The organism is Streptomyces sp. HUAS ZL42, assembly GCF_040782645.1.
Classification (GTDB): domain Bacteria; phylum Actinomycetota; class Actinomycetes; order Streptomycetales; family Streptomycetaceae; genus Streptomyces.
Genome location: NZ_CP160403.1, coordinates 6605899 through 6624022, shown reverse-complemented (window position 1 = coordinate 6624022; position 18124 = coordinate 6605899). Strand labels below are relative to the sequence as shown.

General features: G+C 69.4%; 17 protein-coding genes and 1 pseudogene. 5 read left to right on the top strand and 13 right to left on the bottom strand.

From position 1 onward, the window contains the following. Positions 1-6 precede the first annotated feature (6 nt). The 4 genes from ABZO29_RS30215 to ABZO29_RS30200 all read right to left on the bottom strand — a co-directional run bounded on the left by ABZO29_RS30215 (position 7) and on the right by ABZO29_RS30200 (position 5006). Positions 7-984: a carbohydrate ABC transporter permease gene (locus tag ABZO29_RS30215; RefSeq protein WP_367323320.1), complete on the bottom strand. Its 978-nt coding sequence runs from the start codon at positions 982-984 to the stop codon at positions 7-9. A 42-nt stretch (positions 985-1026) separates the two neighbouring features. Then, positions 1027-2283: an extracellular solute-binding protein gene (locus ABZO29_RS30210; protein ID WP_367323319.1), complete on the bottom strand. Its 1257-nt coding sequence runs from the start codon at positions 2281-2283 to the stop codon at positions 1027-1029. Positions 2284-2809: 526 nt separating this feature from the next. After that, positions 2810-3817 carry a LacI family DNA-binding transcriptional regulator gene (locus ABZO29_RS30205; RefSeq protein WP_367323318.1) on the bottom strand — a complete coding sequence of 336 codons (1008 nt, stop codon included), beginning with the start codon at positions 3815-3817 and terminating at the stop codon, positions 2810-2812. Positions 3818-4004: 187 nt separating this feature from the next. Beyond that, positions 4005-5006, bottom strand: a complete 1002-nt coding sequence (locus ABZO29_RS30200; protein ID WP_367323317.1) for a LacI family DNA-binding transcriptional regulator — start codon at positions 5004-5006, stop codon at positions 4005-4007. A gap of 375 nt (positions 5007-5381) precedes the next feature. On the opposite strand from ABZO29_RS30200, the gene ABZO29_RS30195 reads away from it, so the two are divergent. Then, the gene (locus tag ABZO29_RS30195) at positions 5382-7931 is read left to right on the top strand and encodes a GH32 C-terminal domain-containing protein (RefSeq protein ID WP_367323316.1); all 2550 of its coding nucleotides are present in this window, start codon (positions 5382-5384) and stop codon (positions 7929-7931) included. Positions 7932-8120: 189 nt separating this feature from the next. Here ABZO29_RS30195 and ABZO29_RS30190 read toward each other — a convergent pair whose 3' ends face one another. After that, positions 8121-8489: an amphi-Trp domain-containing protein gene (locus tag ABZO29_RS30190; RefSeq protein ID WP_367323315.1), complete on the bottom strand. Its 369-nt coding sequence runs from the start codon at positions 8487-8489 to the stop codon at positions 8121-8123. A 276-nt stretch (positions 8490-8765) separates the two neighbouring features. Next, positions 8766-9086, bottom strand: coding sequence for a hypothetical protein (locus ABZO29_RS30185; protein ID WP_367323314.1), 321 nt, complete (start codon positions 9084-9086; stop codon positions 8766-8768). Positions 9087-9163: 77 nt separating this feature from the next. Between ABZO29_RS30185 and ABZO29_RS30180 the strand changes: the two are divergent. Beyond that, a pseudogene (locus ABZO29_RS30180) lies at positions 9164-9325 on the top strand (winged helix-turn-helix transcriptional regulator); the annotation flags it as partial. 303 nt (positions 9326-9628) lie between these two features. Here ABZO29_RS30180 and ABZO29_RS30175 read toward each other — a convergent pair. Beyond that, positions 9629-10051 carry a spore germination protein GerW family protein gene (locus tag ABZO29_RS30175; protein ID WP_367323313.1) on the bottom strand — a complete coding sequence of 141 codons (423 nt, stop codon included), beginning with the start codon at positions 10049-10051 and terminating at the stop codon, positions 9629-9631. Continuing rightward, positions 10048-10722: a class I SAM-dependent methyltransferase gene (locus ABZO29_RS30170; RefSeq protein ID WP_367323312.1), complete on the bottom strand. Its 675-nt coding sequence runs from the start codon at positions 10720-10722 to the stop codon at positions 10048-10050. The genes ABZO29_RS30175 and ABZO29_RS30170 overlap by 4 nt, the downstream gene beginning before the upstream one ends. 67 nt (positions 10723-10789) lie before the next feature. Between ABZO29_RS30170 and ABZO29_RS30165 the strand changes: the two genes are divergently transcribed. The 3 genes from ABZO29_RS30165 (at position 10790) to ABZO29_RS30155 (ending at position 12058) form a co-directional block, all read left to right on the top strand. After that, positions 10790-11260, top strand: coding sequence for a MarR family winged helix-turn-helix transcriptional regulator (locus ABZO29_RS30165; RefSeq protein WP_367323311.1), 471 nt, complete (start codon positions 10790-10792; stop codon positions 11258-11260). A gap of 193 nt (positions 11261-11453) precedes the next feature. Further along, complete coding sequence (locus tag ABZO29_RS30160) at positions 11454-11711, top strand: hypothetical protein (RefSeq protein WP_367323310.1); 258 nt, start codon at positions 11454-11456, stop codon at positions 11709-11711. Between the two features lie 11 nt (positions 11712-11722). After that, positions 11723-12058, top strand: a complete 336-nt coding sequence (locus ABZO29_RS30155; protein WP_367323309.1) for a YnfA family protein — start codon at positions 11723-11725, stop codon at positions 12056-12058. A gap of 540 nt (positions 12059-12598) precedes the next feature. Here ABZO29_RS30155 and ABZO29_RS30150 read toward each other — a convergent pair. The 5 genes from ABZO29_RS30150 to ABZO29_RS30130 form a co-directional block, all read right to left on the bottom strand. Further along, positions 12599-14176: a cation acetate symporter gene (locus tag ABZO29_RS30150; protein WP_367323308.1), complete on the bottom strand. Its 1578-nt coding sequence runs from the start codon at positions 14174-14176 to the stop codon at positions 12599-12601. Continuing rightward, positions 14173-14802 (bottom strand): DUF485 domain-containing protein, encoded by a 630-nt coding sequence (locus ABZO29_RS30145; RefSeq protein WP_367323307.1) that lies wholly within the window; start codon positions 14800-14802, stop codon positions 14173-14175. The genes ABZO29_RS30150 and ABZO29_RS30145 overlap by 4 nt, the downstream gene beginning before the upstream one ends. A gap of 459 nt (positions 14803-15261) precedes the next feature. After that, positions 15262-16434: a DUF475 domain-containing protein gene (locus tag ABZO29_RS30140; RefSeq protein WP_367323306.1), complete on the bottom strand. Its 1173-nt coding sequence runs from the start codon at positions 16432-16434 to the stop codon at positions 15262-15264. A 61-nt stretch (positions 16435-16495) separates the two neighbouring features. Beyond that, entirely contained in the window at positions 16496-16933 is a 438-nt protein-coding gene (locus tag ABZO29_RS30135) for an ATP-binding protein (protein WP_367323305.1), read from the bottom strand. A gap of 196 nt (positions 16934-17129) precedes the next feature. Beyond that, on the bottom strand, positions 17130-18116 hold the full coding sequence (locus ABZO29_RS30130) for a TAXI family TRAP transporter solute-binding subunit (protein WP_367323304.1): 987 nt from the start codon (positions 18114-18116) through the stop codon (positions 17130-17132). Positions 18117-18124: the final 8 nt, after the last annotated feature.

Below are 18124 nucleotides of genomic sequence, written 5' to 3'. Positions count from 1 at the left end.
GGGGCATCAGTCCTTGTCTCGCAGCATCCGGAACTGCAGTACGGTCAGCGCCACGATGAGGACGAAGATGACGTAGCTGGCGGCCGACGCCATGTCGTAATTGCCGTTGCCGAACTGGTTGTAGGCGTACAACGTGGCCGACAGGGTGGAGTCCAGCGGCCCACCACCCGTCATGACGAACGGCTCGTCGAAGAACTGCAGATAGCCGATGCCCGTGGTCACGGCGGTCAGCAGCAGGGCCGGACGCAGGAGCGGGAACGTGACCCGCCAGAACCGCTGCCACGCCCCGGCGCCGTCGAGTTCGGCCGCCTCCATCAGGGACTGGGGCACGGACTGCAGCCCGGCCAGCATGATGATCATGACGGTGCCGAGGTTGCGCCACACGGCCATCACGATCATGACGGGCAACGCGAAACGGGTGTCCGCCAGCCAGGCCGGGCCGTCGATGCCGAACCAGCCCAGGACGAGATTCACCAGTCCCGCGCGCGGTTCCAGGAGCGTCTTCCACACCACGGCGACGGCCACGATGCTGGTGATCACCGGGAGGTAGAAGCCGACCCGGAAGACGGCCCGGAAGCGGCGGATGCCCCGGTCGAGGGCGACAGCCGCGGCGAGCCCGGCGGCCAGCGTCAGGGGCAGGGCCACCAGGACGAACACAGCGGTGTTGCGCAGGGCCGTGAAGAACTGATCGTCCTGGAAGAGCCGCACGTAGTTGTCGAGGCCGATGAACGACACGTTCAGGGGCGTGCGCAGGTCGGCGCTCTGAGTGTCGGTCAGGCTCATCAGAAGCGACCACACCACCGGCAGCAGCATGAAGGCCGCGAACAGCGCGAGGAACGGGGCGGCGAGGATCCAGGCGGCCCGGGCCTGCCTGCGGCGCGCCGTGCCCCGGCGCACGGAGTGCCGGCGATCGGCACTCCGCTCCGGCCCTGCGGTGCCCTGCTCGTGGGTGTCGCCCCGCCCAGGGAGCGTTTTCGTGGACATGGATGTCATCCGTCCGTACGAGGGGTACTCACGCGGCAGCGCTCAGCGGCCGGTGCCGATGCTGGTGGCCTTGGACTGCAGAGTCTTCTGCACCTCGGCGACGGTGGCCTTGCCGAGGGACAGCTTCTCCAGTTCGGAGTCGATGACGTCGGCGATCTGCTGCCAGGTCGTGATGGCGGGCGGCGCCTTGCTGACCTCGAGCTGCTCGGCGAACGCCGTCATGTTCTCGTCCTCGCTCAGCTTCGCCGCCGACCACGCCTGGGGCGAAGGGGGAAGGCTGCCGGTGGCCTTGGCATACGCCGCGAGGTTGGCGGGCTCGGTCAGGAACTGGGCGAACTTCCATGCGGCGTCGGGGTTCTTGGCCTCCTTGAACACCGCCAGGTCGCTGCCACCGGCGAACCCGGCGGGCTGCTTGCTGTAAGGCACCGGCATGGTCTTCCACTTGCCGTCCAGCTCCGGGGCGTCCTTGTGGAAGCTGCCGCCTGCCCACGCGGCCTCCTGGTAGACGGCGATCAGCCCGTCCCGGAAGCCCTGCACGTTGTCCGACCTGTCGGTCGGCGCCAGGCCCTGCTTCGGCACGCTTGCGTAGTACTCCAGCGCCTTGGCGACCTCGGGCGAGTCGAAGGTGAACTTCCCGGTCTTGGCGTCGTAGATGTCACCGCCCTGTTGCCACACCATCGGCACCCAGAAGATCCAGGAGTTGAAGCCCATCACCAGCCCGGTGGCATGGCGCAGCTTGGGGTTCTGCTTGCCGGCGGTGGCCTGGATGGCCTTGAGGTCCTTCAGATATCCGTCCCGGTCACCGGCCAGGGCGCCCTTGATGCCGGCCTTCGTGGTGAGGTCGGTCCGGTAGTAGACCACCGAGGTGTCGGCGATGAACGGCACGCCGTAGGAGGTGTCCTTGTACTTGGTGGTGTCCCACTGGCCGGGGTAGAAGTCCGAGGACTTGAACGATGCCGGTGCCGCCTGGAAGCCGTTCATGGCGGCCATCTCCGCCATCCAGGTGGTGCCGATCACGGACATGTCCGGTGTGTTGCCGCCGGCGATCGCGGTGGTCAGCTTGTCGTGGGCGGCGTCCCACGGGACCGCGGTGACCTGGACGTCCGCGTCCGGGTTCTCCTGCTCGAACTTCTTGGCCAGGCTCTCGAGTGTCTTGTCGGCGTCGCCCATGGACCACATGACGACCTTGCCCGTGGCCTTGCCGCTGTCGATCTTCGCGGGGGCGTCCTTGCCGGGCCCGGAGTCGGCGCTCCGGCCGCAGCCGGTGGCCATCAGGGCTGCCGTGACGGTGACACACATGATCTGGACGGTTCTGACGGTGTGACGAGTTGTGATACGCACTGTGCGGCTCCTTGCCGTTGAGTGATACAGGCGCGGGGGGTGGCCAAAGCGGGAGCGGGCAGGCGCCCGGACGGGCGGGCCCGCGAGGTGAAGTCCGTTTGCGGTGACAGCGGCATCGACGGTCAGCCGCGGGTCGCGGCTGGAGCGTCCGGCCAAGTGGGCAGCGGCCGGGCGGGGTGTGCCGGGCGTACCGTTCGGTGTGCCGGAACGGGAAGGGATCGAGGGAAACGGCACCTCGGCGGTGACGCGTGCACACGGTTCCGCGTGGCGGGTGGCCAAGCCGGGGAGCAGGCAACCACGCCGGTCGGGGCCTGCGCGGAAGCGGCTTCAGGCAGAGCGGGACAGCCTGTCGTCCTACCCGACAGCGGGGTGGGTCAGTTCCATGTCCGGATGGGGTCCGTCCCCGCCTGCGGGGCTGGGCAGGACGGCGGAGACGGACGGTTCGGTGAGACGCTCACGCCGTGAGCATCTCGATGACGTGGCGTCAGTTCGAGCCCGGCTGTGACGTCGAGCCACGGATCACGAGGCTGGTGGGGATGACGCACGAGGGGGCGGCCTCCGGCGATCCGCGCACGTGGTCCAGCAGCAGACGCGCCGCCGCCGCACCCATCTCCCGCATGGGCTGGCGGATGGTGGTCAGTGCCGGATAGGTGTACGACGCCATCTCGACGTCGTCGAACCCCACCACGGCGACATCCTGCGGAACCCAGAGACCGGCCTCGTGCAGGGCGGCGAGCACGCCGGCCGCCGAGGGGTCGTTGTGTGCGAAGACCGAGTCGAACTCCAGGCCGTCCGCGAGAGCGCGCGCGACCACGTTCCGGCAACGCTCGAAGTCGAAGTCGCCGCAGACGATGCTGCGTTGATCGATCTCGATTCCGGCTTCCGCGTACACGTCGACGAAGCCGCCCAGCCGTTCCCGAGTACAGCCGAAGGTCTCGGGACCGGTCACCACCAGAGGACGACGGCGCCCGATGTCCAGCAGGTGCCGTGCGGCCTGTGCACCCCCCTCCCGGTTGGTGGTGGCCACGTAGGGGAATCCCGGCCGCTGGAAGCGATCGTCGATCAGCACGACCGGCAGCCCCGCTTCGTGCAGTTCGGTGATGTACCCCAGGGCCCCCTCGGGCTCTATCACCAGCAGACCGTCGAACGACTTGGCGGCGACCTGCAGACCCAGCCTGCGCAGTGACTCCTCACCACGGTTCCAGGTCAGCATGCGCAGCCCGAAGCCCTCGGTCTCCAGCGTTTCGACGACCGCCTGCACGATGCCGGCCCAGGCCCAGGCCATATCAGGGACCAGCATGCCGATCATCTGTGTCGTGCCGCGTGCGAGTCCGACCGCCCCGGCGCTCGGCACATAGCCGAGCTCCGAGATCGCCTTGCGGACCTTCAGGACGGTGTTCTCGTTGATCTCGCCTTTGCCGTTCAGCACTCGCGAGACCGTCGTCTTGCTGACGCCGGCCCGTGCGGCCACGTCGGCGATGGTGACTCCCATGCCACCTCCTCTCACTCCACGCAGAGGCGGAAGACGTTCTCCCGCACCGAAGGCCGATCGTACAGAGATCGGTGGAACCGGTACCGGGAGCGGTGCCGGAACCGGTTTCGGTACCGGTTCCGGCAGTGAAGCACCGAGAGGCTCACCCCGTCAACACACCGGAAACAACTCGTTCACGGGGAGGTCGTCAGCCGTCCTCGGGAGCGGGGAGTTCGCCGGAGCCGCGGGCGAGGTAGCGGGTGGGCAGTACGCGGTGACGGGCGGGGCCGGCCTCGCCGTCGAGTCGGTCGAACAGCAGGCTCGCGGCCTCCCGGCCGATCGCGGCGTGATCCTGGGCGATCACCGAGATGCCGGGTTCGAGCAGGTCGGCGAGGGACAGGTCGTCGAAGCCGATCAGCGCCACGCGGCGCTGCAGCCGAAGCTCCTGCAGGGTCATGCGGGCCCCCACGGTCAGGAGGTTCTGGCCGGAGACGAGTGCGGTGGGCGCGTGGGCGAGTGCCAGGAGTTCGCGGGTGGCCTCCTGGGCGGCCCTTGCGCCGTGCAGCCCGCGCCGCACGAGAGAGGGGTGCAGGACGCATCCCGCTTCGGCGAGGCCCTCGACGAACCCGGCGTAACGCTCTTCGGCGGTCCAGATCGAGCGGAGGTCCCCGAGGAAGGCGATGCGCCGGTGGCCTGCCTCGTGCAGCCTTTTCACCGCGGCCCGCACGCCGGCCCGGTTGTCCACCGTCACGGTGTCCACCTGCGGCGCTGTGGTGCGGCGGTCCACGCAGACGACGGGTGTGCCGGCGCGGCGGGCCGCGTCGAGGTCGCTGTCGTTCTGTCCGGTGGGCACCACGATGAGGCCGTCGACCCGGCGGGCGGTGAAGGTCTTCAGCAGGCCGCGTTCCCGGACCGGGTCCTCGTCGGTGGATCCGGCCAGGAGCAGCAGGCCGTGCTCGGCGGCGGCGTCCTCCACCGCGCGGTGCAGCGCGGCGGAGAAGGGGTTGGCCGCGTCCTCCAGGACCAGGCCGAGGGTGCTGGTGCGGCGATCGGCCCGGCGCAGGCTGCTGGCCGTCAGATCGTGGCGGTAGCCGAGCAGTTCGGCGGCACGCGTCACCCGTTCCGCCAGGTCAGGGGTGACGGGCTTGCCGTTGACGACCCGTGAGACGGTGGCGATCCCAACCCCGGCCATGGTCGCGACGTCGCGCATGGTCGCAGGTCGCCGACCTGTGTCGTTGTGCTGGCTGGGCAACGTTTTCTCCCGGAGGTCGATGGCTGCGGTCGATGGCCCGTGCAGCCGTCTCGATCCTCGCATTCAGGAGTTTTCCTGCACAGGGTCTGGACTTCGGTGACGTCGTGCCCTTACGTTCGGCGAAACGTTTCCAGCCGCCGGCTGGAGCTGCCGGTGCCGTGCTGCCCCCACACGCCGGGCTCGCCCGTGGCCTTGGACGAGGCCACGGCGGAGCCGCTGCCCGCACTCGACACGCGTCAAGCGTCACTCGTCATTTGTCACTCGTCATTTGTCACCCGCCACGCGTCAGTCCCCTACGGCTGAGTCGAAGCCCACACGCCCGCAAGGAGCGCCATGTCCAGAACCACTCGTCCGCGCCGCAGACTCCTGGCCGCACTGGCCGTTCTGTCCGGGCTCGGCCTGGTCGCCGCCTCCCCCGCCACCGCCGACACGCTCTACCACGAGCAGTACCGCCCCCAGTTCCACTTCACCCCGGCCCAGAACTGGATGAACGACCCCAACGGCCTCATCTACTACAAGGGCCAGTACCACCTGTTCTTCCAGCACAACCCGTCCGGCAACAGCTGGGGCAACATGTCCTGGGGCCACGCGGTCAGCACCGACCTGGTGCACTGGAAGCAGCTCCCGGTGGCCATCCCCCAGGACGACCAGGAGATGATCTTCTCCGGCGGCGTGGTGCTGGACAGGAACAACACCACCGGCTTCGGGACCAGGAAGAACCCGCCGCTCGTCGCCATCTACACCAGCGCGCAGAAGGCCTCCGGCAAGCAGCAGCAGGCCCTTGCCTACAGCACCGACGGCGGCACCACCTGGACCAAGTACCACGACAACCCGGTGCTCGACATCGGCTCGAACAACTTCCGCGACCCCAAGGTCTTCTGGTACGCCCCCACGCAGCGCTGGCTGATGGCAGTCGCCCTCGCCGACCAGCACAAGATCTCCTTCTACAGCTCGGCCGACCTCAAGCACTGGACCCACCAGAGCGACTTCGGCCCGGCCGGCGCCACCGGCGGGGTGTGGGAGTGCCCGGACCTGTTCCCGCTCCCGGTCGACGGCAACCCGAAGAAGAGGAAGTGGGTGCTGGCCGTCAACCTCAACCCCGGCGGCATCGCGGGCGGCTCCGGCGCCCAGTACTTCGTCGGAGACTTCAACGGCAAGAAGTTCACCTCCGACGACACCGGCACGTACACCCCGCCGAGCGGCACCCTCATGCAGGATTTCGAGTCCGGCTCGTTCGGCGACTGGACGGCCACGGGTGACGCGTTCGGCAGCGCGCCCGCGACCGGGGCGGTGGACTGGCAGTCACAGGTCACCGGCTTCGAGGGCAAGGCCTTCGCCAACAGCTTCCACGGCGGCGACGCCTCCACCGGCACCCTCACCTCGCCCGCGTTCACGGTGACCAGCGACTACATCAACTTCAAGGTCGGCGGCGGCAACCACCCGTACGACCCCGACGCCGTCCTGGGCGACGCGCCGGCACCCACCGGTGAAACCCTCGCCGACTTCGAGGGCAGCACGTACACCAGCCCCATCGGCGACTGGACCACCACCGGCGACGCCTTCGGCACCGGACCGGCCCAGGGCACCCTCCCCGGCCAGCAGCAGGTCACCGGCTACCTCGGCAACGGCCTGGTCAACAGCTTCCTGAACGGCGACGCCGGCACCGGCACCCTGACCTCCCCGACGTTCACCATCGACAAGAAGTACCTGAACTTCCTCATCGGCGGCGGCTATCACCCCGCGAGCTCCGACGCCCCCACCGCCGTCGAACTCATCGTGGACGGCAAGGTGGTGCGCTCCGCCACCGGACCCAACGGCGAAGCCCTGAACTGGGCCTCCTGGGACCTGTCCGACCTGCAGGGCAAGCAGGCCCAGATCAAGGTCGTTGACGACAACACGGGCGGCTGGGGCCACCTCAACCTCGACCAGGTCGTCCTCTCCGACACCCGGGCGAAGCCCCCCTCCATCGAGACCGGCGTCAACCTGCTGGTCGACGGCAAGGTCGTCCAGAGTGCCACCGGCGCCGACTCCGAGAACCTCGACTGGGCCTCCTTCAACACCATGGCCTACAAGGGCAAGCAGGCCCGGATCCAGATCGTGGACGCCAACTCCGGCGGCTGGGGCCACGTCCTCGCCGACCAGTTCACCGCCGCCGACAAGCCCGCCCTGACCACCACCCAGCGGGCCCGCTGGCTCGACTACGGCGCGGACTTCTACGCCGCCAGCACGTGGAACGACGCACCCGGCGGCCGCCGCGTCATGATCGCCTGGATGAACAACTGGAACTACGGGCAGGCCATCCCCACCAGCCCGTGGCGCAGCGCCGACTCCTTCCCCCGCCAGCTCTCCCTGCAGACCGTGAACGGCAAGGTCCAGCTGATCCAGCAGCCGGTCCGCGAACTGATCGGCCTGCGCGAGGCCGACACCCGGGTGCCCAGCACGCGCGTCGCGAACACCACCACCCCGCTCGCGGTGCACGGCAGCAGCCAGGAACTCCAGGCCGACCTGACCGCCGGCACCGCCGACCGCTTCGGCCTGGACGTCCGTACCGGCGGCGGGCAGCGCACCCGCATCGGCTACGACACCTCAACCGGCGAGGTCTACATCGACCGCACCGCCTCCGGCGCGACCGACTTCGACCCCACCTTCTCCGGCGTCCAGCGCGCTCCCCTCGCACTCGACGGCGGCCGGCTGAGCCTGCACGTCCTCGTCGACGCCTCCTCCGTCGAGGTCTACGCCCAGAACAGCCGTGGCGAACAGGTCACCCTCACCGACCAGATCTTCCCCGACCCCTCCAGCACCGGCGTCGCCGCGTTCGCCGAAGGCGGCACCGCCACCCTCGACCACATGCAGGCATGGCAGCTGAAGTCCATCTGGCCGTGACAAGCCTCAGGACCGCACGCCGGACGCCATGAGCGGCGCCCGGCGTGCGAAACCCGGCTGCCCAGCCGTACGCCTGAACACCAGGTGGCGGCCGTGCTCGCACCCGCTGCAGCTTCGCGGCAGGCGGTGCGGCAGAGGACAGGGGCTGATGCCCGCCGACTCGCCGTCAGCCCGAGGTCCGGGCACGACTCAGGGCGTTTTTGCGGCGGACCGCTTCGCGCTTCTGCTCCTGTTGGTGCCCGTACTGCTTCGACCGGGCTTGGCGGGCACGCTCTTCTGCGTCGTGGCCGTCTCTGTGCCCCCGGCCGTCCGCGAGGGCGCTGTCCCGGTCGGTGCGGTCGGCCACTTGAACTCGATCTCCAGCTCGATCTCCCCGTTACCGACCTCGACCTCCATCTCACTGCGAAGGTCGTCGGGAATCCGCAGACTCAGCATCCCGGGGCCGAGTTCCAGTTCGGCGTCTCCGCCTTCCCTCAGCGCGGCTGCGAGCGCCGCGAGCTGGTCAGCCGCCTCAATGCGTGACAGCGAGCTCTTCTGCTCAAACTTGAGGTCCTTCATGGGGTGTCTCCGATCCGGAGCAAACAGGCCATAACGCCAATTCTGAGGCCATGCGCGGGATCGGACATCCTCATGGCCGCTTCAGCGCGACCGGACTGGTCGTGGAAGCCGGCAAGTCATGGCGGTCAGAGGCCGATGTCGGCCAGCCACTGGTTCGTGGTCCGGGAGGCGATGCCCAGCCGCTGCCGTGCGGAGTTCTCGGGTGTGATCGAGCGGCCCGCATCGTGCCCATGGCCTGGTAGGCCCCCGCGACATCGGCGGCCGCACCCTCCCCGATCAGCGGGCGACCGAGGTGCGGCACTCCTCGGGGGTGATCGGCTCGATGATCACGTCCCGTCCGAGCCAGGCGCCGAACGCCTCGGCCAGATCGGGTCCGGTGATCGCCGGGTACTGGCCGACGGAGACCACACCGGTGACGTCCGGGCGGTCGGACAGGGCGACGGCGGCGTCGGCGATGTCCAGGTGGGAGGCCCAGGAGACGGGGAAGTCGGCCCGGATCGGGTAGGGCAGCACGCCGCGTTCACGGATCGACTCGATGACGTAGGGCATGAGCAGGTTCTCCAGGTACAGCTCGGGCGCGATCACCGCGTGGGACACGCCGCTGTCGGCCAGGCCGGCAGCCAGGTCCGCAGCGGCACCGCCGACGGCGGGATCGATCGGGAAGCCGCTGGTGGAGAACAGGCATCGTCACCCGCACCACCTGCGCGGAGATCCCCCCACGCGTCGAGTACGAGCTCACCGCCCTCGGCGAAGGGCTGCGCGACGTCCTCAACGCAATGGGCACCTGGGCGATGGCGGTCCCCGACCCGGCCCTCGAGCCCGAGGGCACCGCCTGACCCTCCCGGCGGCGCGACACGCTCACGCCGGGCGCGCCGGCCTCTGGCGCAGGGCGTCGTTGTCGTCGTGGTGGACGACCTCGTCGAAGCGCAGCCGTAGCCCTGAACGCGGTTCCCCTTCGACACCTGTGACATGGGACGCGGCCCGCCCCGAACGGCGGGGCGGGGTTGGCACATCACGTCCGAAGGGGCAGCGCCGCCGGCATCCGCGCGGCCTGTCGAGGAGGGCCGCTTCCGTAGGCTCCCGATCGCCGCTCCCCGTTCCAGCTCCGTCATCCGCAGGGAGTTGGGCGGCGGAAGTGCTCAGCGTCGGCGGCGTAGCGAGCGGAAGAGTTTCGGCATGGCGCTGCCGATGATCAGAGCCGCGAGTGGCAGGACGACATCGCGCCAGGGGTCTCGGATGGGCTTGTAGGTGGCGGTGCCGTCGCGGATTTCGATGTAGCCCAACGGCCTGGCGCCGGCTCCTCCTCCGCCTCCTCCCCCTTCGCCGGTCTTGGTGGCACTGACCTCTCGTCCGGCGCCGCCGCCGAAGCCGAAGCCGACCTCGGCGACCGGGATGACGGTGACTCCGTCGGCAGTGACGGGCTCGCCGTAGACGGCGGTCACCGAGGCACGGCCGCCGAGCTTGTCGGCCAGGCGTTCCAGCAGGGTGACGGAGGCGTGGGCGGCCGACAGGTCGGTGTCCGGCAGCGGCACGGGCGTGGTCTCGTGCTCGGGGGCGGTCATGATGTGCCTTCCGACTGAGTGCGCCGGGCGGTGCCAAGGATGTGGGTGGCGGCCGGGGAGGGCAGGCGGGTGTCGGGGAAGGGGAACTTCTCCACCGAGGTGAGGGTGAACCCGGCGGCCGTGATGGCCGCTTGGGTGTCGCGGCCGGTGTGGCAGCCGCCCATCAGCAGGGGCCAGACGGTGGCGTCCATGGTGCGCTGCACTCGGCGCATCGCGGGTGAGTCGGCGCGTACGTGCTCGAAGAAGCGGAGCTGCCCGCCGGGCCGCAGTGTGCGGTGGAGTTCGGCGAGTGCGGCGTGAGGGTTGGCCACCGAGCACAGGGTCAGACAGACGACGGCCGCGTCGAACGAAGCGTCCGCGACAGGCAGTTGCTCGGCGATCCCGTCGACCACCTCCACGGGCACCGGGGCTGTGTCGGCGGCGTGCTGGGCAAGCACGCGCAGGTTCGGCTCCGGTTCGACGGCCAGTACCCGCTTCACGCCCGGTGGGTAGTGGGCGAAGTTGAGTCCGTTGCCGGCGCCTATCTCGATGACGTCGCCGGTCAGGCCGGACAGCAGGTTCGTGCGGTGTTCGCCGACGCCGGCCTTGTCCAGGGCGGGGCCGGCGACCTTGGCGTAGAAGCGGGCGAAGAGCGGATGGCGCGTGGTCGGCGGGGCGGTCTGTGCGGTCATGGCGGGTCACCGTCCTCCTCGACAGCGGTGCCCTGAGGGCTACGATGTTTTGCGGAGGTACTACATAGTGAAGCCGCTTCACGATAAGCCTGAAGGGGCCGCTTCCGCCAGCGTCTCACTGGACCGGCTCTTCGAGCTCGCCGAGGTGCTCGGCGCGATGATGGAGCGTGGGGTCGCCGAGCATGGCCTGACCCGTGCCCGGGCGGGGCTGCTGTGGACGCTGTTCCACGACGGGGCGATGACCCAGCGGGCGCTGGCCGGACAACTGGGCGTCACCCCGCGAAACGTCACCGGACTGCTGGACGCCCTGGAGGCCGACGGTCTGGTGGCCCGCGCCACCCACCCCACCGACCGGCGTGCCACGTTGGTCTCCCTCACTGAACGGGGCCGCACCCTCACCGCCGGCCTGCGCGCGGGGCGAGACGAACTGGCCGTGGAGCTCTTCGGGGACATGCCCGGCGCGCAGCTGGCCGCGATCCATGACGGACTGGACACGGTGATCACGCGGCTGCGCGCCATTGATCAGGCGAGCCGGTAGACCACCCGAGCAATGCTCGGCACCCCGTGCGACCGGGGTGCGCGGTGCTGTGGAGTCCCCACCTGGCTGGGACTGCTGCCCGGCCGCCTACGCCGGCCAGTTCGCCGCGTAGCCCGCTCTTCGCCCGCCAAGTCTCAGCCCGGCCCCTGCTGCTGACCCCCGCCCTGGGCGCGCCCCAAAGATGCTCGGGGGCTTGGCCGCCCTGCCCTGCGTGGCATGCTGCGCGCGGCCCATGCTGATCACGGCGGGCGTCATCGGCGCCGGTGCCGGAGCCGTGGTGCGCCGGCTGCCCGCTCTCGCTGTCGTCCTGGCCGTGTTCACCGCCGGAACCTGGTGGCTCGGCCGGCGCCCTCGCTCCTGCTCGTGCGCGCCCAAAGCAGCAGGCGCCAACGGGTGCGACTGCAGGACATCCGGCGACTCGGTTCAGATCACCACCACGGGCCGCCGGTAGCCTCACCGGCCATGACCGTTGCGCGTTCCGTTGCCCTGTTCGTCGTTGCCGCCCTGTTCGAGATCGGCGGCGCCTGGCTGGTGTGGCAGGGCATCCGGGAGCACAGGGGCTGGATCTGGGTCGGCGCCGGTGCGATCGCCCTCGGCCTCTACGGGGTGGTGGCCACATTCCAGCCCGACGACCACTTCGGACGCATCCTCGCCGCCTACGGCGGGATCTTCGTCGCCGGCTCGATCGCCTGGGGCATGGTCGCCGATGGCTACCGCCCCGACCGCTACGACGTCATCGGCGCCCTGATCTGCCTCGCGGGCATGGCCGTCATCATGTACGCGCCCCGCAGCCACTGACCTCCGCGGCGCCATCCGTGTCAGGGCTGGACGGCGAGGCTGTTCCACTCAAGGCGGGCGCGCAGGGTGCCGGCGAAGTCCTCCGCTCGCCACGCTACGGGCCAGCTGGGGGTCGCCCGAGGGGCCATGATCGAAGTCCCATGCCTGTTCCCATCCTTGCGTCCCAACTGCGTCCGGACACCGTTCCGGAGAGCCAGGGACACCGCGACGTCGGGCGATGGCGCGAGCTCTGCAACTGGACGACGAAGCGGTGGCCCACCTGTATCGCGTGGCCGCCCCGACCACCCGCCGGACGCACCGCGCCCCGCGCGTCGAACGGAATTCCGCGCTCCGCCGCCTTCAGGCCGATCTCGCGTGCTGTGAGCCCTGTGACGCGCAGTTCCTCGGAGCCGACCTGCCGAGGGAGAAGGCTCCCGCCCGCTTCTTTTCGAGCTCGCCCGGGGCTTGGTGTCCCGTTCCAGTGGTCGTCATGCCGGGGTGCGCGGCTCCTTCGCCGCCCGGGCTGCTGGTCGCCGACGCGCCGGGGCACGAGTGATCCGCTCAGTCGGTCGGGGCAGGCGCCGCCCGGTCCTTGCTCTGCCGGCCCGCTGCTTCGGCGGAACGCCTCCGCGTGTCGAGGACCGATCCCAGCCATCCGAGGAAGAAGCCCGCGGGAATGCACACCGCGCCGGGGTTGCGCATGGGGAAGATCGCGAAGTCCGCGTCGGGCAGCAAGGCGGCCGGATGCCCGGACACCGCGGGGGACAGCGTCATCAGGAGCAGCGCGGTCAGCAGTCCGCCGTACAGGCTCCAGGTTGCCCCTCGGGTGGTGAAGCCCCGCCACCACAGGTTGTAGAGGATGGTCGGCAGGACCGCGGAGGCCGCGATGACGAAAGCGAGTTCCACCAGGAGGGACAGGTTGAGGTCCTGGGCGAACATGGACAGGGTGATGGCGCCCGCGCCGATCAGCAGGACCGCCCCTCGGGCCACGGCGAGTTCCTCCTGCTCCGAAGCCTTGCCCCGCCTGATCGTCGCCCCGTAGATGTCGTGGGCCAGTGAGGCCGCCGCGGTGAGGATGAGGCCGGTCACGACCGCCATGATCGTGATGAAAGCCAGGCAGGACACGGCGGTGAGCGCAAGCGAGCCGCCGAGGGAGTCGGCCAGCAGGAGTACGGCGGTCTTGCCGGAGGGGCTGCCCGAGGCGATGGCCTGTGTGCCAAGCAGGCCGGCCGCACCGAGCCCGATCACCACGGCCGCCAAGGAGAAGCAGACGATCAGAAGGCTGCTGAACTGTATCGATCGTCTTGCTTCGCGTGCGGTGGCCACGGTGCCGATCCGCATCAGCACATGCGGCAGACCGGCGGATCCGAGCACCCTGGTGAGCTCCAGGCCCAGCGCATCCAGTGCACTGGCGCCTTCGTCGGCGTGCGTGCCGGGCCGCAGGAAGTCGTCGCCGAGAGCGCTGTGGTCTACTGCGGCACTCAGCAGGGCTGCCGGGTTCCAGCCGAAGCGCGAGAGCACCGCGAGCGCCAGAACGGCACCACCCGCCAGGAGCAGCACGGCTTTGACGCACTGCACCGCAGTTGCCGCCCGCATGCCGCCGCCGACCACGGAGAGAATCATCAACGTGCCCAGACAGGCGACGAGGGCCCTCTGGGCGGCCGCCCCGTCCAGGCCGAGGATGGGCGCCGCGAGCGTCCCGGCGCCGACGAGCTGCGCGATCAGGTACACCAGCGAGATGACCAGGGCAACCACACCGGCGGCCAGGTGCGTGGGCCGCGGACTCAGACGGCGGGCGAGAGAGTCGCCGACGGTGAATCGCGCCGAACCGTGGTAGGCATCGGTGATCACGACCAGGAGCACGATCCAGGCGGCTGAGGAGGCCAGCACGTACAGGATGCCGTCGTAGCCGCTCAGCGAGACCAGACCCGGGTTGCTCAGCATCCCGGCGGCGGACATGTAAATGCCGAAGACGGCCAGTCCGTTTCCTACCCATGACAGCCGTCGGTGGCCGAGGTAGAAGTTGCTCAGGGTGTCACGGCCAACGGCAGCGAGGCAGAGGAACAGCGTGCTCGCACCGAAGGCGGCGAAGACCGTGAAGACCGGGAAGGTGTCGCTGTAGGAAGCCTGAGTGATCAACGGTCGCTCCCCGGGTGTGCGAGGCAGGACGCAACGTGCTCGGTCAGCGGATCGATCGCGGTCCGGGCGTACGGCCCGTACCACACGGCGGCCCCGGCCGTGACGGCAAGCTGCACCAGCAGGAGGCCCAAGCCGACGTTGAAGGGGCCGGCGATCGGCACGGCCAGCAGATCTCCGGCCTGCCTGGCCAGGCCCGCGACGGTCAGGTGGACGCCGAGCACCGTGACGGTGACGCGCACCGGCAGCCGCCGTGCCGCGCGCAACTGCTGCACCGCTGGATTTGGCCCGCGGCTGGGGGAGGCGGCAGCGGCGGGTGCGGACGCAGCGCCGACCGCCCACGACGAGGGCGCCCTCCCCGTCTGCTGCTCGTCCTGTGCCAGAACGGCCGCCATGCGCAGGGCCCAGAGTCTTCGCTCCCTCAAGTCCTCATCGCCCACGTCGGCCGCACGCCAGGTCGCCCAGTATCGGGGCAGGAGAGATTCGGACGGATGAAGGCCCGCGTAGCTCTGGGCGATGGCCTGCCTCAGCTCCGCGGGGGTGTACGACGAGCCGTGGCGGAGTTCGCTGAGGTAGAGGGCGGCGACGGTGGTCGAGTCGTGTTCAGGGGACGGGCCGTGGGAGGACACCGAGTCTCCTTCGGACGGGAGGACAGACGAACGGAACGGCCGCATGGATTCAGCGGTGCGAACATGCCCCGGAGCGCGATCAGCACAGGTCACACAGGGCAGGAGAACGTGGTCGGGTTTCCCCGGCAGCGCGTCGGTGAGGCGTAACCGTGCCGGAAGGCGAATACGGCAGGAAGGGGCCGACCGCAAATGATCAGGCCTGCTTGCGTACGTTGCGTTCACCGACGCGCCGATCCTCGGAACGGTTCTGACCGGGACGCCGGTCGGGGTCAGGGAGTGACAGCAGTTGCTGATTCGGAGCGGTAGGGGTTCCGAGTCGTTGATCCCTGCGCGAGGGAACCGGGATGGTGCACGGCGGTTGTCGCCGTCGGCGCAGGGAGGCTCTTCGGAGGCGGGCGGTGGCTGCGCCGGTGGCGGGCCGGGAGAGGCTCCCGGCCCATCCGCTGGGCGATCACCGTGTCAGAGGTCACGATTCACCGTCGCCGAGAAGCCGGCATGGGGTCGCCGGGCGCATGGTGTGTCCACTCCTGACACGTCCTCCTTCGCCGGGACTGCCTTGTTGCGGCGGACGGACGAGAGGAACGACGCCGCGATCAGGATCACTCCGACCAGGCCGGTGATGATCTCGCTGATCTGGTGCTGGATGGTGATCAGCAGGATCGCGGCGAGGGCGCCGATGGCGTAGTGGGCGCCGTGCTCCAGGTAGACGTAGTCGTCGAGGGTGCCCTGGCGGACCAGGTAGACCGTGAGCGACCGGACGTACATCGCGCCGATGCCGAGGCCGAGCGCCATCCAGAAGATGTGGTTGGTGATGGCGAACGCGCCGATCACGCCGTCGAAGGAGAAGGACGCGTCCAGGACCTCCAGGTAGAGGAAGAGGAAGAACGCGGCCTTGCCGGCGAGGGCGACCGCCGAGACGGGCCTGCCCTCGGCCCGGGCCTTCTCCTCCTCCTCGTGCTCGTGTTCCTCCTCTTCTTCGAGCCTGTCCTCGAAGTACCCGGAGAGACCGCCGACCACGAGGTAGGTGATCAGACCGGCGACACCGGAGAGCAGCACGGTGGCGGACTTGTCCGCGTGCCCCGTGCTGACGTGCGCCTGGGTGGCGAAGGTCATCGCGGAGACCATCAGGACGATGAGCGCGATGCAGACCGAGAGCATGTCGACCTTGCCGAGCTTGGCCAGCGGGCGCTCGATCCAGGCCAGCCACTGGATGTCGCGGTCCTCGAAGATGAAGTCGAGGAAGATCATCAGCAGGAACATGCCACCGAAGGCGGCGATCGCCGGGTGTGCGTCGGTGACCAGGTCCTCGTAGCGGTCCGGCTCGTCGAGGGCGAGCTGCACCGCCTCGATCGGCCCGACCTTGGCGCTGATGGCGACGATGACGACCGGGAAGACCAGCCGCATGCCGAACACCGCGATCAGAATGCCCAGGGTGAGGAAGATCTTCTGCCAGAAGGCGTTCATCTTCTTCAGGATTCCGGCGTTGACGACCGCGTTGTCGAAGGACAGCGAGATCTCCAGGACCGACAGGATCAGCACGATCCCGAAGGCCTCCCAGCCCCACTGCCACGCGGCGAACGCGAGACCGAGCGCCGTGACCGCGAACGACCAGCCGAACGTTCTCAAGATCATCTTCATCCCAGCTGTGAGGAAAGTGTTCCGTGATACGTGCAGAACCCGGCGATCGCCGGCGTTACGACGCCAGCAGGTCAAGGTCAGCGGTCGGCGTCCCGGGCGCCACCTCGAACCAGACGACCTTGCCTGTGGCGGTGCGGGCGCTGCCCCAACTCGCCGCCACCGACGCGACCAGCACCAGCCCCCGGCCGCTCTCGGCGTACAACTCGTGACCACGCTGTGTCGGCAGCCCGGCCACCGTGTCGGTCACCTCCACCCGCAGCCGGACCCCCGTCCAGCGCACCGTCACCGAGCACGGCCCGGTGGTGTGGCGCACCGCGTTGGCGATCACCTCGCTTGAGAGCAGCCCGAGGTCGTCGCGCGTCTCGTCCGCCAGTGGGAGATTCCAGTCGCGGACCACCGCCAGGAGCAACCGACGGGCCTTGGGCACGGTCGCCGGGTCCTCCGGGGAGACCCGGAAGCTGTGGAACAGTGACTGTCCCGGGATGTCCGTCATGATCATTCCTTGGTGGGCGGCCCGCTCCGGCAGGGGCGGGAAAATTGGCGCCGTGCCTCGTGGAGGAAGGACCGGTCGGTCCTCCGGCCGTTCTGGAGGCTCTGCTCCTCCTCGGCGGCGCCAGGGTGCCCGGCGGTTGGGGGGCCGGTCCCGTGGTGTGCACGGACGTGGACCGGCCCCTGCCCGCGAGGCAGGCTCAGGACTTCTGGGCCAGCGCCTTCAGGGCGTTCTCCGCACCGGCGTTCAGCGGGACGGGTGAGACGGCCTGCGCCTTGGCGAGTTCGATCTCGGTCGCTGCCGCGTTCACCTTCTCCAGCTCGCTCTTCTTCTCGTAGATCAGGTTGACGATGTCCGCGGCCAGTTCCGGGTCGAAGCCCTTCTTCACGAGCAGCACGTTCGCAACCACGATCGTCGGCACGTCCTCGGACTGGTTGTATACGGACGCCGGGATGGAGCCCTTCTGGTAGACGTCGCCGTACTCCTGGTTCAGAGCGGGCAAGTGCGGGGTGACGTCCAGGAGACGGACGTCTTTCTTGAGGCTGGTCGTGAGATCGGTGATACCGCCGCTGGGCAGTCCGCCGGACCAGAACAGCGCGTCGATGGTGCTGTCCTTCATGGCGTCGACGGACTCGGGCAGAGCGAGGCGCTCAGCCGTGACGTCCTTGGCCGGGTCCAGCCCGGCGGCCTTCAGCAGACGGTTGGCGATCACTTCCGTGCCGGAATTGGGCGCCCCGGTGGACACTCTCTTGCCTTTCATGTCCTCAAGGGACTTGATCCCGGAATCGGCCCGGACCAGGACCTGGGTGTAGTTCGGGTACAGCCGGGTCAGGGCCTCGATCTCCTGGGGGGCGTCGAACGACTCCGTGCCCTCGACGGCGTCGTCGGCTGTGTCCATCAGGGAGAACGCGATGTCGTAGGTGCCGGCCGCGAGGCCCTGGATGTTCTGCACCGACGCGCCGGTGGAGGTCGCGGTGGCCCGGTAGCCGTCGAGGTTGTCGGAGATCAGCTCCGCGAGGCCGCCACCGATCTGGTAGTAGACGCCGGTGGTGGCGCCGGTCGCGATCGTGAGCCGACCACCTTTTCCGCCGCTTGCGGCCGTGTTCTCGGTCTGCTTCCCGCCGCCGCAGGCGGTGGCGGCGAGAGCGGTGACAAGGGCGGCGACGACGAGGCGTGTGGCACGCATCCGATGCT

Excerpts from the sequence above, each read along its gene's own strand:
- ABZO29_RS30215 (WP_367323320.1), bottom strand. The coding sequence starts at position 984 with ATGTCCACGAAAACGCTCCCTGGGCGGGGCGACACCCACGAGCAGGGC.
- ABZO29_RS30210 (WP_367323319.1), bottom strand. The coding sequence starts at position 2,283 with ATGTGTGTCACCGTCACGGCAGCCCTGATGGCCACCGGCTGCGGCCGG.
- ABZO29_RS30205 (WP_367323318.1), bottom strand. The coding sequence starts at position 3,817 with ATGGGAGTCACCATCGCCGACGTGGCCGCACGGGCCGGCGTCAGCAAG.
- ABZO29_RS30200 (WP_367323317.1), bottom strand. The coding sequence starts at position 5,006 with ATGCGCGACGTCGCGACCATGGCCGGGGTTGGGATCGCCACCGTCTCA.
- ABZO29_RS30195 (WP_367323316.1), top strand. The coding sequence starts at position 5,382 with ATGTCCAGAACCACTCGTCCGCGCCGCAGACTCCTGGCCGCACTGGCC.
- ABZO29_RS30190 (WP_367323315.1), bottom strand. The coding sequence starts at position 8,489 with ATGAAGGACCTCAAGTTTGAGCAGAAGAGCTCGCTGTCACGCATTGAG.
- ABZO29_RS30175 (WP_367323313.1), bottom strand. The coding sequence starts at position 10,051 with ATGACCGCCCCCGAGCACGAGACCACGCCCGTGCCGCTGCCGGACACC.
- ABZO29_RS30170 (WP_367323312.1), bottom strand. The coding sequence starts at position 10,722 with ATGACCGCACAGACCGCCCCGCCGACCACGCGCCATCCGCTCTTCGCC.
- ABZO29_RS30155 (WP_367323309.1), top strand. The coding sequence starts at position 11,723 with ATGACCGTTGCGCGTTCCGTTGCCCTGTTCGTCGTTGCCGCCCTGTTC.
- ABZO29_RS30140 (WP_367323306.1), bottom strand. The coding sequence starts at position 16,434 with ATGATCTTGAGAACGTTCGGCTGGTCGTTCGCGGTCACGGCGCTCGGT.
- ABZO29_RS30135 (WP_367323305.1), bottom strand. The coding sequence starts at position 16,933 with ATGACGGACATCCCGGGACAGTCACTGTTCCACAGCTTCCGGGTCTCC.
- ABZO29_RS30130 (WP_367323304.1), bottom strand. The coding sequence starts at position 18,116 with ATGCGTGCCACACGCCTCGTCGTCGCCGCCCTTGTCACCGCTCTCGCC.